Annotated in this window: 14 protein-coding genes; 2 read left to right on the top strand and 12 right to left on the bottom strand. The window is 67.5% G+C overall.

Annotated features, from left to right (window positions below; translation table 11 throughout):
- Positions 1-27 precede the first annotated feature (27 nt).
- Positions 28-900: a hypothetical protein gene (locus IFT65_RS08920; protein WP_192081170.1), complete on the bottom strand. Its 873-nt coding sequence runs from the start codon at positions 898-900 to the stop codon at positions 28-30.
- Positions 901-999: 99 nt separating this feature from the next.
- On the opposite strand from IFT65_RS08920, the gene ettA reads away from it, so the two are divergent.
- Positions 1,000-2,664, top strand: a complete 1,665-nt coding sequence (ettA, locus tag IFT65_RS08915; protein WP_188326049.1) for an energy-dependent translational throttle protein EttA — start codon at positions 1,000-1,002, stop codon at positions 2,662-2,664.
- 88 nt (positions 2,665-2,752) lie between these two features.
- The gene (locus IFT65_RS08910; RefSeq protein WP_188326048.1) at positions 2,753-4,069 is read left to right on the top strand and encodes an NCS2 family permease; all 1,317 of its coding nucleotides are present in this window, start codon (positions 2,753-2,755) and stop codon (positions 4,067-4,069) included.
- A 638-nt stretch (positions 4,070-4,707) separates the two neighbouring features.
- Here IFT65_RS08910 and pncB read toward each other — a convergent pair.
- The 11 genes from pncB to IFT65_RS08855 form a co-directional block, all read right to left on the bottom strand.
- Positions 4,708-5,886, bottom strand: a complete 1,179-nt coding sequence (gene pncB / locus IFT65_RS08905) for a nicotinate phosphoribosyltransferase (protein ID WP_192081169.1) — start codon at positions 5,884-5,886, stop codon at positions 4,708-4,710.
- Positions 5,887-6,396: 510 nt separating this feature from the next.
- Positions 6,397-7,233, bottom strand: a complete 837-nt coding sequence (locus IFT65_RS08900) for a glycosyltransferase family 2 protein (RefSeq protein ID WP_192081168.1) — start codon at positions 7,231-7,233, stop codon at positions 6,397-6,399.
- Positions 7,230-8,087, bottom strand: coding sequence for a glycosyltransferase (locus tag IFT65_RS08895; RefSeq protein WP_192081167.1), 858 nt, complete (start codon positions 8,085-8,087; stop codon positions 7,230-7,232). Before IFT65_RS08895 ends, IFT65_RS08900 begins: the two co-directional genes overlap by 4 nt.
- Before the next feature lie 102 nt (positions 8,088-8,189).
- The gene (gene gspD, locus IFT65_RS08890; protein WP_192081166.1) at positions 8,190-10,385 is read right to left on the bottom strand and encodes a type II secretion system secretin GspD; all 2,196 of its coding nucleotides are present in this window, start codon (positions 10,383-10,385) and stop codon (positions 8,190-8,192) included.
- Positions 10,386-10,394: 9 nt separating this feature from the next.
- Positions 10,395-11,180: a general secretion pathway protein GspN gene (locus tag IFT65_RS08885; RefSeq protein ID WP_192081165.1), complete on the bottom strand. Its 786-nt coding sequence runs from the start codon at positions 11,178-11,180 to the stop codon at positions 10,395-10,397.
- On the bottom strand, positions 11,170-11,937 hold the full coding sequence (gene gspM, locus IFT65_RS08880; protein ID WP_192081164.1) for a type II secretion system protein GspM: 768 nt from the start codon (positions 11,935-11,937) through the stop codon (positions 11,170-11,172). Before gspM ends, IFT65_RS08885 begins: the two co-directional genes overlap by 11 nt.
- Entirely contained in the window at positions 11,912-13,063 is a 1,152-nt protein-coding gene (locus tag IFT65_RS08875) for a PilN domain-containing protein (RefSeq protein WP_192081163.1), read from the bottom strand. Before IFT65_RS08875 ends, gspM begins: the two co-directional genes overlap by 26 nt.
- Complete coding sequence (locus tag IFT65_RS08870) at positions 13,060-13,923, bottom strand: type II secretion system protein GspK (RefSeq protein ID WP_192081162.1); 864 nt, start codon at positions 13,921-13,923, stop codon at positions 13,060-13,062. The genes IFT65_RS08875 and IFT65_RS08870 overlap by 4 nt, the downstream gene beginning before the upstream one ends.
- Complete coding sequence (locus IFT65_RS08865) at positions 13,920-14,552, bottom strand: prepilin-type N-terminal cleavage/methylation domain-containing protein (protein ID WP_192081161.1); 633 nt, start codon at positions 14,550-14,552, stop codon at positions 13,920-13,922. Before IFT65_RS08865 ends, IFT65_RS08870 begins: the two co-directional genes overlap by 4 nt.
- Positions 14,549-14,992, bottom strand: a complete 444-nt coding sequence (locus IFT65_RS08860; protein WP_192081160.1) for a prepilin-type N-terminal cleavage/methylation domain-containing protein — start codon at positions 14,990-14,992, stop codon at positions 14,549-14,551. Before IFT65_RS08860 ends, IFT65_RS08865 begins: the two co-directional genes overlap by 4 nt.
- On the bottom strand, positions 14,989-15,474 hold the full coding sequence (locus tag IFT65_RS08855) for a GspH/FimT family pseudopilin (RefSeq protein WP_192081349.1): 486 nt from the start codon (positions 15,472-15,474) through the stop codon (positions 14,989-14,991). The genes IFT65_RS08860 and IFT65_RS08855 overlap by 4 nt, the downstream gene beginning before the upstream one ends.
- Positions 15,475-15,477: the final 3 nt, after the last annotated feature.

Genomic DNA, 15,477 nt, shown 5'->3' with positions numbered 1-15,477 from the left:
CTGTTCAGCTATGGGCCAGAGACGTCACTACGGCAGCGCTTTCCAGCGCCCCATCAACTGCACCGGATTGCCTTCTCCGGCGACCGTGATGGAGTACAGGCCGGGTGCAAGCCCGTCCAGATTGCATTGCCGCCACGCATCGCCCTTGTCATCGCAGATCAACGGCGGGAACCCGGTGCCCACGGGCCCATACACTTTGAGCGCTACTTCCGCATCGCCTCCCCAAGTGAACACTTGCATATTCGATGGCTTGGCCAGTCGCACGCGGCGCGCCGCCTCGTACGTCGTTCCACCGGCGAGCTGAGCAAACACACCCGTCGCCTGCCCCTGCTTCAGGTCCGCTGCCGGTCCGGGCAGGGTCAGGTTGATCCGCATGTCCTGCGCTCCTCCCAGCAGCCGAAGCTGCAGCACGCGCGCACCGGCCGAGCCCGACAGGTCGACGTAGCCGCCAACGGTGTCCAGGCCGTCAAGTTCGAACCTGCGCAGCACTACGCCGTCGACCCATGCAAATTCGATGCCCCCGGACAGCTTCATACCCGCATCAGCGGACGATATTCCAAAGCCGATCCCTTTATCGGTGGACGCCACCGCGACGTTGAATACACGCTGCGTTCCGGCGGGTACGGTGAGATCGCTCACCGACAGCGGCGACGGCAGCAAGGGCGCAACATCGGCGGCCATGGCCGATGAGGGCACGGCAGGAGCAAGCAGAAGGCACAGCAGGGCAGGCAACAATGAGCGGTTCATCAACGCGTCTCCGATTGAGTGGTGCGTGACCATCGTGGTCCGCCCGCCCATCCCGGACCATCCGCCCGCGCCGCGCGCACCTGTGGGGGAAACGCGCCGCAGCCCGTCTGTGACCCGCACCTGTCCCGCCTTTGGGCCCCGCACGGCCGCCATGGCAGTGAAACCGGCGATCAGCGATAATGACCAGTCAAATATTCCGTTTTCCGCCGGCCCTGCCTCTCGGCCCGGTGGATCGACCCTTTGGGAGACTCCATGTCCTCGCAATACATCTACACCATGAACCGCGTGTCCAAGGTGGTCCCGCCCAAGCGGCAGATCATCAAGGACATCTCGCTGTCGTTCTTCCCGGGCGCGAAGATCGGCCTGCTGGGTCTGAACGGTTCCGGCAAGTCCACCGTGCTGAAGATCATGGCCGGCGTGGACACCGATTTCGAGGGCGAAGCGCGTCCGCAGGCCGGCATCAAGGTCGGCTACCTGGCGCAGGAACCCGAGCTGGATCCGACCAAGACCGTGCGTGAAGCGGTTGAAGAAGGCGTCGGCGAAGTACTGCAGGCCCAGGCCCAGCTCGATGCGGTCTACCTGGCTTATGCCGAGGAAGGCGCTGATTTCGACAAACTGGCCAAGGAACAGGAGCGCCTGGAGGCGATCCTGGCCGCCGGTGACGCGCATACTCTGGAAAACCAGCTGGACGTGGCGGCCGATGCCCTGCGCCTGCCACCGTGGGAAGCCATCGTGGGCAAGCTCTCCGGTGGTGAGAAGCGCCGCGTTGCGTTGTGCCGCCTGCTGCTGCAGAAGCCGGACATGTTGCTGCTCGATGAGCCGACCAACCATCTCGACGCCGAGTCGGTGGAATGGCTGGAGCAGTTCCTGGCGCGCTACACCGGCACCGTCGTGGCGGTCACCCATGACCGCTACTTCCTCGACAACGCCGCCGAGTGGATCCTGGAACTGGATCGTGGCCGCGGTATTCCGTGGAAGGGCAACTACACCGACTGGCTGACCCAGAAGGATGAGCGCCTGAAGCAGGAAGACAACCAGGAAAAGTCCCGCCAGAAAGCCATCCAGAAGGAGCTGGAGTGGTCGCGCCAGAATGCCAAGGGTGGCCGCACCAAGGGCAAGGCCCGTCTGGCCCGCCTGGAAGAGCTGCAGTCGGTTGATTACCAGAAGCGCAACGAGACCAACGAGCTGTTCATCCCGCCGGGTGAGCGCCTGGGCAATGCGGTGATGGAGTTCAAGAACGTCTCCAAGAAGTTTGGCGACCGCCTGCTGTTCGACAACCTGAACTTCCTGGTGCCCGGTGGCGCCATCGTCGGCATCATCGGCCCCAACGGCGCCGGCAAGTCGACCCTGTTCAAGATGATCACCGGCCAGGAAAAGCCCGACACCGGCGAGATCGTGGTCGGCCCGACGGTGCAGCTGTCCTACGTGGACCAGAGCCGCGATGCGCTGGAAGGCAACCACAACGTCTTCCAGGAAATCGCCGGCGGATTGGACATCCTGAACATCAATGGCGTGGAGATCCAGTCGCGCGCCTACATCGGCCGCTTCAACTTCAAGGGCCAGGATCAGCAGAAGCTGGTCGGTTCGCTGTCCGGTGGTGAGCGTGGCCGCCTGCACATGGCCAAGACCCTGCTGCAGGGTGGCAATGTGCTGCTGCTCGATGAACCGTCCAACGATCTGGATATCGAAACCCTGCGTTCGCTGGAAGATGCGCTGCTGGAGTTCCCGGGCAATACCTTCGTCATTTCGCATGACCGCTGGTTCCTGGATCGCATCGCGACCCACATCCTGGCGTTCGAAGGTGATTCGCACGTGGAGTTCTTCCAGGGCAACTACCGCGAGTACGAAGCCGACAAGCGCCGCCGCATGGGCGACGATGCCGCACCCAAGCGCCTGCGTTTCAAGGCGCTGAAGTAAGAAGCCCCGAGGACGGCCGCCCAGTGCGGCCGTCCTCTTTTTTGTACTGTCGACGTGTCGTTTCCGTCCCGATCCTGCGAGATCCACCATGCGCCTGCTTGAGCGCCTGTTCCAACTGCAGCAGCACGGCACCACCGTGCGCACCGAACTGCTGGCTGGCCTGACGACCTTCCTGACGATGTCCTACATCGTCTTCGTCAATCCGGACATCCTGTCCACCACGGGCATGGATGCGGGCGCGGTGTTCGTCGCGACCTGCCTGGCCGCAGCACTCGGCTCCCTGGTGATGGCCTTGGCCGCGAACTTCCCCGTCGGCATGGCGCCGGGCATGGGCCTGAACGCCTTCTTCGCCTTCACCGTGGTCGGTGCCTCCGGCCTGCCCTGGCAGCAGGCACTCGCGGCGGTGTTCATTTCCGGGCTCGTGTTCCTGGTGCTGTCACTTACCGGCGTGCGCGCGTGGCTGGTATCGGGCATTCCTTCATCGCTGCGTTCGGCCATCGTGGCCGGCATCGGGTTGTTCCTGGCCATCATCGCGCTGCAGAAATCCGGCGTGATCATCGGCAATGAAGACACGCTGGTCGCACTGGGCCCGCTCAACACGGCACCACCGCTGCTGGCGCTGGCCGGTTTCCTGTTGATCGCCATCCTGGAAGCGCGCCGGGTGCGTGGCGCGATCCTGATCGGCATCCTTGCGGTCACGGCAGCGGGTTGGCTGCTGGGCAACGTGCAGTACCACGGCCTGATGTCGCTGCCACCGAGCCTGGCCCCGACCTTCCTGCAACTGGACCTGCCCGGCCTGCTGCACCACGACGGCGGCGCGCCGCTGGCGGTGCTGCTGCAGGTGGTGCTGGTGTTCGTGCTGGTGGAAGTCTTCGATGCCACCGGCACGCTGTACGGCGTCGTCGGGCGCGCGGGCCTGCTGAAACTGCCAGGCGCGCAGAAGCGGTTCGGGCGGGCCTTGTTCGCCGACAGCACGGCGATTGTCGCGGGCTCGCTGTTGGGCACCAGCAGCACCACCGCCTTTGCCGAGAGCGCATCCGGCGTGCAGGCCGGCGGCCGCACCGGGCTGACCGCGCTGGTGGTGGCGGCGCTGTTCCTGGCGGCACTACTGTTCTCGCCGCTGGCGGCGATGGTGCCCGGGTATGCCACCGCGCCGGCCCTGCTGTTCGTGGCCGGCTTGATGCTGCGCGAACTGGTGGAGGTGGACTGGAGTGACCTGACCGAATCGGTCCCGGCCGCGCTGTGTGCGCTGGCGATGCCGTTCACTTACTCCATCGCCAATGGCCTGGCCTTTGGCTTCATCGCCTATGCCGCGCTGAAGGCCGGCACCGGACGCTGGCGCGAAGTGCACGCCGCCGTGTGGTTGGTCGCCGGACTGTTCGTGCTGCGCTACGCGCTGGAATGAAACACGTCCCGGCCAGGAGCAGGTAGCGCCGAGCCGTGCTCGGCGAGCGCAGCGGCGCTCTGGTTCAGCACACTGCTGACAGCGCCGCTTCGCTCGCCGAGCGTGGCTCGGCGCTACCGGGACGGTTCGCGCTGGAATGAAACACGCCTCGGCCGGGAGCAGGTAGCGCCGAGCCGTGCTCGGCGAGCGCAGCGGCCGCTCTGGCTCTGCGCGCTGATGACAAACGCCGCTTCGCTCGCCGAGCGTGGCTCGGCGCTACCGGGACGGTTCGCGCTGGAATGAAACGCACCTCGGCCGGGAGCAGGTAGCGCCGAGCCGTGCTCGGCGCTACCGGGACGGTTCGCGCTGGAATGAAACGCACCTCAACCGGGAGCAGGTAGCGCCGAGCCGTGCTCGGCGAGCGCAGCGGCGCTCTGGTTCTGCGCGCTGCTGACAGCGCCGCTTCGCTCGCCGAGCGTGGCTCGGCGCTACCGGGACGGTTCGCGCTGGAATGAAACGCACCTCAGCCGGGAGCAGGTAGCGCCGAGCCGTGCTCGGCGAGCGCAGCGGCCGCTCTGGTTCAGCACACTGCTGACAGCGCCGCTTCGCTCGCCGAGCGTGGCTCGGCGCTACCGGAGCCCTGGGATCCGGAGCGCGGGTCAGACGCCCGGCGGCAATTCGAATACCTGGCGCAGGTAGGCCAGGTAGCCCGGGTCATCGCACATGCTCTTGCCCGGCGAATCACTCAACTTGGCCACCGGCTGCCCGTTGCAGCGGACCATCTTGATGACGATGTTGAGTGGTGTGGGACCGAGATCGTTGGTCAGGTGCGTTCCCACACCGAAGGCGACCTGGCAACGACCACGGAAGTAGTCGAACAGGCGCATGACCTTCTCGATATCCAGGCCATCGCTGAACACCAGGACCTTGCTGCGCGGATCCACGCGACGGTGCTGGAAATGGGCCAGCATGCGGTCGCCCCAGTCGAACGGGTCGCCGGAATCGTGGCGCACCCCGTCGAACAGCTTGCAGAAATACATGTCGAAATCGCGCAGGAAGGCATCCAGTCCGACCACGTCGGACAGCGCGATGCCCAGGTCGCCGCGATACTCGCGTGCCCACGATTCCAGCGCAGCCACCTGCGAATCGCGCAGGCGCGGACCGATGGCCTGGAACGCCTGCAGGTACTCATGCGCCATCGTGCCGTGCGGTGTCATGCCATACACACGGGCGAAATGCACATTGCTGGTGCCAACGAGCTGCGGGCCAAGCGCATCGCGCAGCAACGGCAACAACCGTGCATGCCAGTCACGTGAGTAGCGGCGGCGGCTGCCGTAATCGGCGATGCGGCACTGTTCGAACCCCGGTGTATCGCGCAGCAACGCGGCCTTGGCCTGCAGGCGGCGTTCGCCTTCGACGAAATCCGCGGTCGTGGTGTTGCGGAACCACACCTCGTTGATGATCGCCAGCAGCGGCACCTCGAACATGATGGTGTGCAGCCAAGGGCCGGTGATGTCCAGCTCGATCTCACCCGGCACTTTGTCCGAGGCACGCAGGGTGATGTACTTGCGATCCAGGTGGAACAGGCCAAGGAAATCAGCGAAATCAGGCTTCACGAAGCGCAGGCCGCGCATGTAGTCCAGCTCGGCGCTGGTGAAGCGCAACGTGCAGAGGTGGTCGATCTCTTCACTGATCTGATCGAGGAACTGCGCCAGGTCGATGCCCGGCGTACGGCACTTGAACCGGTACTGCACGATGGCGCCGGGATGCTGGTGCAGCACCGCCTGCATCATGGTGAATTTGTACAGGTCGGTGTCGAGCAGGGAGTGGATGATCATGCCGCCATTATGCGCCGCGTGCGGGCTTGTTGCCGGGCCTGCGGCGCGGCGGCCGCGGAGGCAACGTCAAGCGCAACGGCAAGGGCTGCAGGGCTGATGCGTTGGTGGGGCGGGATGGGTTGGCGGGGGACAGCAAAAACTGCGTCCATGCGGGCCTCGTTTCGCGCCATCCATGGCGCTCAACGCCCCCGCCAACCCACCCCGCCCCACCTTCGACAGGTCCATGGGGGCCATGGAACCTTTGCCGACCTGTGATCGGCGGATGTTGGCGCGAGGGGGGTGATGCTTTCCGCCGACCATGGGTCGGCGCTACCGCTTTTCTCTTTTTTTATACGTGGCTGGCGGCCACGGAACCTGTCAGAGGGCCGGGCGGTGGGGCTGGGCGGGGGCGTTGAGTGCCATGGATGGCGCGAAACGAGCGCTACATGGACGTACTTGTGCGCGTCCCCCGCGCAGCCCCACCGCCCGGCCCAACCGCAGACGCAACTGAAGGCAGCCAGCCACGAGGGGCTACGCCGCTCGCAGCAGCCTTGGCACCTGCAGCACCGCATGCGCCCAGATCGCCCCCCACACGGCCACCCGCACCGGCACGCTGCGCTGGTGCGCTTCAAAGCGCTTGAAGTAGCGCCACAACCCGCGATGTTTGTGCCACTCCACGAAGAAGGGACGCGAGCGGCTGGAGACGCCCCGCACATGCACAACCTGCAGGTCGTTGGCGATGGCCACGACCCCGCCCGCATCGCGCACGCGGCGGCACAGGTCCAGGTCTTCGGCATGCAGGCGGTAGCCGGCATCCCAGCCACCGATCCGGTCGAACAAGGCGCGTGGCATCAGCATCACAGCACCGGACAGGGCCGGCACCGGTTGCATCGCCAGCGACGCGTCGCGCGCGATGGCCAGCTTCGAGCCACGCCCGGGGGACCGCAGCATCATCAGGAAATCAGGGTCGCGACGACGCACGGCTTCATCCGGTTGACCCTGCTCGTCCACCTGCTCCACGCCAAGCAGGCAGTCACCCAGCGCGCTGCCGCGCTCACACAGCCGGGCCAGCGTATCCGGCTCGACCAGCACGTCCGGGTTGATGAAGGCCAGCCACGGGCTGCACGAATCGGCCACCCCTTGGTTGTTGGCTGCCGCAAAGCCGGGGTTGTCCGGGTTGGCGATGAAGCGCACACGGGCGTCGACGCTGGCGTGGCGCTGCAGGATCTCGACGGTATCGTCCTGCGACGCGTTGTCGATCACACGGATCTCGGCGATGCCGTGCGCGTCGCGCAGGCGCTGCACGCAGGCATCGATGGTGCTGCTGCTCTGGTAAGTGACGACGACGGCAACAATGGCCTGGTTCAAGCGGCTGACTCCGGCGGGGACGATGCGGCACCGAACAGATCGCCCTGCGCCTCGGGCATTATCGCGCGCTGGTAGCGGGCCTGCAGGTCATCACGTGCATCACGCAGCGGATCGTGCATCAGGAAGTCCGCCAGCCGTGGCGTCCACGCCGGCCACCGGCTCGATAACGCATCCAGATCACCGGGGTGGTTGCTGCCCTCGCTGCCGCGTGCGACGAACGCGGTCTCGCACAGCACATTGCGCCAGCCCAGGCCGGCCATGCGCAGGCCCAGATCGATCAGCGCCGCACTCCAGCCACCGTAGCTGTCGATATCCAGTCCGCCGGCACGCTGGCGTGCGCTGCCGCGCACCAGCACCGCGTGGGTCACCGCCGAGGGCAGCTCCGGATGCTGCGGCGGCATCGCCGCGCAGGCCACCGACAACGCCGCCGGGAAGGCCGGCAGCGGATTGATCTCGCCCAGCCGTGGCCAGGCCACCGTGCCGCCCGCGTTGCACCAGGGCGTTGCAGTCGCGATCGCAGCATCACGGGCGAAGCAGGCCTGCAACTGGTCCAACCACCCTGGCACCGGGACACTGTCCGGTGCCAGTACCGCAACATCCATGCCCGCGCACGCGCGCAGCATTTCATCCAAGTGGGCGACTTCGCCCAAGGGCCGTGCGCGCCGGGTGTACTCGGCCTGCAATGGGGTATGCGCCAACCAATGCGCGATGACTGCCTGCGCACGCGGTCCGGCCTGCGCGTCGTCGGCCAGCCAGATCGCAGTGCCCGCAGTGGTGCCCGCGTCCAGCGCGGCCAGGCAATGGTCCAGCGCCGCGTCGTCCACGCCCAACGGCAACAACACGATCGCCCCCATCCCGCCTCCGCTGGTGGATGCACGGCGGGCGGTTGCCCTGGCCGTGTGCCGCCAGCGTAGCAAGCAACACGGTCGCATGGCGACTGTCGATGACGCAGAGTGCTACTTGCCGCGCGGCGCGCTGATCGGCTCCATCGCACGGAAGCGACGGCTGTACTCATCAGTGAGAATGCGCGCTTCCTGACCATTGCGGACAATGGTGGGGGTGAGCAGCACGATCACTTCCGAGCGGCGGCTGTTGCGGGTTTTCTGTCCGAACAGGGCGCCCACGACCGGGATCCGGCTGAGGCCGGGAATGCCGTTGTGGCCGTCGGTCCCGCTGTCGGTGATCAGGCCGGCCAGCATGATGGTGTCACCGCTCTGGATGGCCGCTTCGGTGGCCATCTTGCGGGTGGATATGCGCGGGTTGCAGCTGCGCTCCTGCGGGTTGCAGTTGGCGGGGATATCAGCAGCGCTGCTGACTTCCTGCACGATGTCCATGAACACGGTGCCGTCGCGGGTGATACGCGGGCGCACCTTCAGAATCACGCCGGTGTCGATGTACTGCACCTGGCCGACGGTACTGGCGCCGATCCCGGTATTGACCGTGGTGGTCACGATCGGGATACGGTCACCGACATTGAGCGTGGCCTGGGCATTGTTGCGCACGAAGATGGAGGGCGTCTGCAGCAGGCGCAGGTCGGTCACCTTGTCCAGCGCGCTGACCACCGCGGCGGCATTGCGGCCAAGGAAGGTCCAGCCCAGTCCGCTGCTGCCGGTGATGGCACCGGCATAGCTTCCCCATATGTCGCGCCCTGCGGCATTGGGCAGCGTCGCCCCGCCCACGGCCCCGGTGAAGCTGGCGCCCTGCACGGCATTTTCGAAGTACCAGTTGACCCCGTAACTCAGTTCACCGGTCAGGCTGACTTCGGCCACCTGCGCTTCGATGTGGACCTGCATGGGCATCACGTCCAGCTTTTCGATCACCTCGCGGATGGAGCGCCATGCCTGCGGCGTGGCGCGCACCAGCAACGTGTTGGTTTCTTCCACCGCCGACACGCCGACACGGTCGGCGCCGATTTCCAGCGTCACGCTGGCGTTGCCGGCCTGTCGCTGCGGCAGGTTCATGCCGCCATTGCCGGTGCCCCCGCTGCCGCCCGTACCGCTGCTGTCGCTGCCGAGCGAGGGGGTGTCCGTCCCGCCATCCTGGCCACCACCGCCGCCATCGATGCGCGAACTGCTGGCGCCCGGTGCCAGCGATGCACCGCTGTCGCCGCCACGGCTGCCGCTGCTGCCGAAGGTTTCCGCCAGGCGCTCGGCCAGGTCACGTGCCTTGATGTAGCGCAATTCATGCGAAAACAGCCGGGGCGCGCCGCCCGCGGTATCGATGCGGTCCAGCCACTCCTGGATCTGGTCGAGGTAGCGCACCTGCGGGGTGATCACCAACACCGCGTTGGCATTCTCCAGCGGCAGGAAACGAAGCATGCCGGCGCTGGGCGTCTTGCTGTCCTCGCCGAAAATCTTTTCCAGATCCGCAGCAACCTGCTCGGCCTTGCCGGACGTGATCGGGAACACGCCCACCGACATGCCAGCCAACCAGTCGACGTCGAATATCTGCACCGTGTGCAGGTAGTTCTCCAGCTCGGCGCGCGTTCCGCCCAGCGTGATGACGTTGCGTCCACTGTCGACATTCACGATGGCATTCGGCCGCGCGTAAGGCTCAAGCACCTTCTTCATTTCCGCAGCCGAGATGAACTGCAGCGGCACCACCCGCACCTCGAACCCACGGGCGCTGGCGGCGGGCGCGGTGCTCGGCGCCACGGTTCCGGCGAGCGCCTGGTCGGCGGCAACGATGTTGTAGCGTCCGCCGCTGTAGACCATGCGCGCGTTGTTCCACCCCAGCACCATCTCCAGCAGGTTCAGTGCCTGCGCGCCGGACACCGGCTTGGGCGTTGCCAGGGTGACCGTGCCCTGCACGCCGGGCGCGATGACGTAGTTCTGCCCCAGCAGGTCGCCGAGGATCGCCTTGACCACGGCGTGCAGCGATTCGCCCTCGAAGTTGAAGGTGGCATCGCCGCTGCTGGCCTGTGCCAACGCCGGCGACGCCGACGAGGCGGCACTGCGGTTGATCATCGTGCCGGTGCCCCGCCGGATGACGGCCTTCGGCGCACCCTGCACGTCATCGCCATCGGCGTCAGCGGCAGGTACGGCCACGCCGGTGTCGAACCGGGCATTGCGCTGCACGTCCGGGATCGGCGCTGTCGTGCAGCCGACCAGCAGGGCCAGGGCGAAAGAGCAGGAAAGGAAACGCAGGTTCATGCTTGCACTCTATCGGTTGGCAGCGCCGCCGGCAGGCGACGTTGGCTGGCGTTGTTGTTGCTGTTGCTGCAGTTGCTCACGTCGGGCGCGGATGCGCTCGCGGATCGCCCGCATCTGTTCTTCACTTGGCCCTTGGCTGGCAGCGTCTGCAGGTGCCGGAGCCGTTGCGGGCGATGCAGCGGGCGATGCCGCAGGTGCGGCGGGCGAACTGCGTGACGGCTGTGGCGGTGGTGGTGGCACGGCTTGTCGCGCCGTGCCCGTCGTGCCTGCCGCGGCGGTGTCGCGCAGCACCGTGGGGGGCTCGCCTCCCTGACCGTCGAACACCGCAAGTTCCAGCACCTGCGCGCCGTCGGGACCGAGGACGGTGGCCCGCCGCGGCTCCAGTGCGAGCAGTTGCCAGCCTTCCACCGCGTCGCTGTTCAGGCGCAGGCGCAGCGAGCGACCCTGCTCGCCCGACAGCGTCGCCATGCCGAAATTTCCGCTGAGCAGCACGCCGGTCAAACGCAGCGCACCGCCGCTGGCAGCCGCTTCCGGGCCGCCGAGGCGGAACGGGTGCGGGCGGCGATCTTCAGCGAAGACCGGCCGCTCGACGACAGCGGTGAAGCTGGCAGATGTAACCAGAGGCTCGGCCCGTTGCGCAGGCAGGTTCGGCAACACCGGTACCGGTACGCTGGTGGCGTCTGCAGCGTCGATGCCGCCGCCGACGCCCAGGCGTGTGGCCAGCCACGCGGCGCCGGCCAGCACTGCGATGCCGAGCAGGATCGACGTGCGCAGGTTGAAACGATCAATCCGCATCCGGCGCCTCCACGACATCCACGACGTCATCAACGGGCGGGCTGGCATCGGGGCTGCCTGCATCTGCAGGCACGGCCTCGACATCGGACGCGGGCGCCGCGTTGGCTGACAGGCCACTGTCGGCAGGCATCGCAACACCCGTTGGCGGCGTGGCCTGCAGGGTGTCCAGGCCCCCCGGCTGCAGGTAGCCGACCAGTTCGAACGACACATCCAGTCCGGTTCCCGACTCCACCGGCGACTGCTGGAAACGCTGGGCCAGCATGTTGAGGTTTTCCACGAACAGGCGCGGCGTGCCGGTTTCCAACGATTGCAGCACGGTGGCCATTTCATCCACGCCGCAGCGCAGCCGGACCTGCATGGCCACGCGCGTGTACGTGGCGTCGCCGCGGCTGTCCGGCATCGGGGTGCGGTTGCTGACCACGCAGGCGCGGTTTCCCGGGCTGGCGGATGCGACGACCTCCTGCACCCGCGCCGAAAGCGCGGCCGCGGCCCCTTCAGCCGTCGCTTCGGTCAGGAAGCCGGGGCGCTGGCGCAGGGCGTCCTGCACCTGCTGCAGCCGTTGGGCCACCTGGGGACGCTGGTCCAGCTGGACCTGCACGCGCTGTTGGCGTTCCTGCAATGCCACGATCTCCTGGTCCATCGCACGCCAAGGCACGGTAAACAGGGGATGCACGAGCACCAGGTAGACCAGCGTCAGCACCGCCAACAGCAGTCCAAGCGCCAGCCAGCGGTCACGGCGTGTCGGTGCGGACGGCATGGGCCGGCTCCTTTTTTGCTGCCGGCAGCGGCGTTGCCAGCGGCCGCAGTTCCGCGGTGAGGGTGAAACGATCACGCCCGCCTGCCGTGCCATCGGCCTGCAGCACGCCGGTCAGGTTCACCCGCTGCCACAACGGCGATCCCTGCAGCAGGGGCACCAGCTGGTTGGCTTCGCGGCTCAGTCCGATCAGCTGCACCTGCTGGCTTTCCACGCCGATCTTTTCCAGGTAGGTGCCATCGGGCAGCAAGCTGCTCAATTCATTCCACAGCGCCAGCATGGTCGGTCGCTTGACGTGCTCACTGTCCAGGAACGCGGCGCCGTCGACCAGGGTCTGCAGGCAGGCTCGCTCGTTGGCCACGCCACGCGCATTGCGCGCGCTGCGCTCCACGTCGGTGCGCAGCTCGTCCACGGCCCGTTCGCGGTTGTGCAGCAGTTGGTTGCCCGCCAGCGTCAGCATCACCGCAGCGGCCGCGGCCAACAGCAACTCAAGCCGCAGCTGCGGGTTGCGGATGCGCTGGCGCTGCCCGGGCGGCAGCAGGTTCACGTGCAACGGAGCGCCCGCGGCGTCGACCACGTCGATGCCACTGACCGCGTCGGCCCAGTTTCCGACGGCCTGCTGCCACTGCTCCAGGCGCTGCCGTGGCAGTACCACCAGCTCGGCCTGGAGGTGGTCCCCGCTCGGCGGGCCCAGCACCCTCACGTCGTAGGTGACCTGATCGACAGCGAACGGCGTCTGCCGGTCGATCTCGTACCCCATCACATCGCGCAGCCGACCGGTCGCCGCAGCGGGAACCCGCAGGGTCCGCCGCAGCACCTGATCCGCATAGAGCACCCAGTAACGGGGCAAGCGTTGCAGCCGCGGCTCCAGTGCCGCAGCCAGGGCGGTGGGTTGGCACGGCCAGGGCAGCGTGCCGACCAGCGTGGTTTCGCCCGCGATGTCGCGCTCCATGTGCAGCGTGTCGCCGCACTGGCGCAGCAGCAGGCGGGCCGGCGCCCAGCCCAGCGCCCATTGCCAGCGTGCCGGCAGCCAGGCCAGCAGCGCATCCCGCCACCAGCGCAGGAATGCGCTGGCACGCGGCATCAGCTGCGCCCCCACCTGCCTGAATCCATCCTGCCATGCGGTCATTGCGAGGCCATTCCCTGTTCCCATCCAAGCACTGTATAAGCCCGGCCCATCGCCGTGCTCGGGGTGTTGCGCACTACCGCGCGGCTGACGGCGGCACGGCCGCGCTCATCCACCACGCTGCACTCGATACTATAGGTGCCACTGCCGCTGGCAACAGCAGGCGCCGACATCGTGTCGTTGCTGGCTGCCCACTCCTGCTCGCGCTGTGCCTGCACCAGCGCGGCATCCATGCCCAGCGCCGTCAGCACGGGGCCCTGCGCGAAGCGCGCATCCGGCCGTGCCAGACGGCTGTGCAGGGTCAGCATCGGGCGCATGCGTGCATACAGCGACGGGGTCATGCCCAGCACCCGCTGCAGCTCACCCAAGGTCTCGAAACGTGCGTTGCGCGGGCCGTACGGCAGGCCTGCGGCGACATAGTCGGGACCCTCTGCGCCGCCCCCGACCGGACTCAGGTCGTCGGCGTCGCGCCAATCCACGATCGCGCCGGCCAGGCGCGTGGCAGCGGCAGGTTCGACCTGCAGGGCCTGCAGGAAGCCCTGCAACAAGGGGATGTCGGCCAGGTTGAGGTTGATCTTGCCGCTCTCGTCTTCAATGCGGATATCGACCTGCGCACCGTCGAAGCGCCAGCGATAGAGGCGACCATCCGGCTGCCACGCAGGCCGCTGCGGGTCCGCACGCAGCCGCGACATGGCGTAGGCCACACCGGCACGGCCGATTTCCTGTGCGCGCCCACTGTCACCCTGCACGCGCTGCTGCAGGTGTTCAATCCTGGCCGACATGGCAAACGCGCCGACCAGCGCAGTCAGCAGCGCGATCAGCCACAGCACCAGCACCAGCGCAGCACCGCGTGGGGCCCTCATCGCGCACCCGCCTGCGCCGCATTCTCCAGCACCACCTGCAGGTCCGGCCACGCCGGTCCCCGCAGGGGCTGCACCTGGATCGACACCAGCAGCGGCGGGCGACGTGTATCCGGCCATTCCGTCATCCAGTCACCCATCTGTCCACTGGCCGCATCGATGCCGCGGTAGCGCAGGGTGACCCGCCGCAGCTCATCCACCAGCACCTCTGGCGCACGCGGCGGACGCTCGGGGATCTGCACGCCGCCCTGCACCATCACCAGGCCGAGCTGCAGGCGCACGCCTTGGCCGCTGCGTACTGCCTGCAGATCGTGCACATAGGATCCGCCCCGTCCCAGATACGCAGGCACATCGGCGACAAAGCGCAACCGCTGGGCTTGGCCGATGAAGAACTGCGGCTCACGTGCTGGGTCGAGTGGCTCGATCGGGCTGCGTAGTGCTTGGGTAAGCTGGCGCCGCAGCAGCCCCTGCACCGCGCGCATGCGCTCGTTGTCGGCCGCGATGGCCTCGCCCCGCTGGCTGATGGTCATCGCCGAACGCACGGTCACAAAGGCGAGCGCCAGCCCGGCAGCGAGCAGCGCGGTGGCCAGCAGCACTTCGATCAGGGTGAATCCGCGCACACGGATGCTCACGGCGTCGCCTCCAGCGCGGGCGGCACCAGGCGCAGGCTGCGCCAGGCCAACTGTCCTGCTCGCGGCTGGTCCCAGCGCACCTGCAGGTCCAGTTCGAGCAGCCGTGGCGCCGCAGGTCCGGCCGCGACGACGCTGCCGGATGCGCGCGGTTCCACGAACGGGCGCACCTGCAGGGTCCACCGGTAGCGGCCCTGTTCCCATTGGCCCTGCTGCTGGCCTTCCTGCAACGGCGCTTCAACGCCCGCGACAGCCAGCAGCGACTGTGCGTGCAGCACCGCGCGCGAGCGCACGTCGGCCTGGCCGACCTGGCGTGCGGCACCGGACAGCGTGCCCAGCAGCAGGGTCAGCGCCATGGCCAGCAACGCGAAGGCCACCAGCACTTCCAGCAGGGTGAAACCGCGTACCGCGCGCTTACCGACAAGGGCGCTGCGTGACCTCATCGGTCCCGCTCCGGGCCGGAGGTGACTTCACCGGTCAGCCAGCCCACGTTGATCCGCCAGCGTGCGTCGCCCCGACGCAGCACGATACGGCCGCCGCTGGCGCCCCCATCTGGATGGAACTCGATGACCCCCTGCCCTGCGGCAGGTTGCAGCTGCGCTGCGCCCTCGAAGTCGACCTGCACCTGCTCGGGCCATGTGCCACTGCGACCGGCCGCCGCTTCCCAGCGCCGTTGACGGGGCTCGATCAGGAAGCGCTGCACGCTGCCACGGGTAATCGCTTCGGCACGCGTGGCGCGCAGTTGGTTGGCGATTTCTTTGCCGGCACTGCGCAGCTGCATGCCGGCCATGCCACGCGAGAACATGCCCGCAGTAACCAGCCCGACCATCGCGATCAGGGCGATCACCAGCAGCATCTCCAGCAGCGACATGCCCTGTGCCTGCGCACCGGTGCTACTGCGGCAAAAACGGCGCGGCATGGCCATGCC

Source organism: Stenotrophomonas sp. CFBP 13725, assembly GCF_014841935.1.
GTDB lineage: Bacteria > Pseudomonadota > Gammaproteobacteria > Xanthomonadales > Xanthomonadaceae > Stenotrophomonas.
The sequence above is the reverse complement of the archived record's forward strand: the minus strand, read 5'-3'. Positions and strand labels throughout refer to the sequence as shown.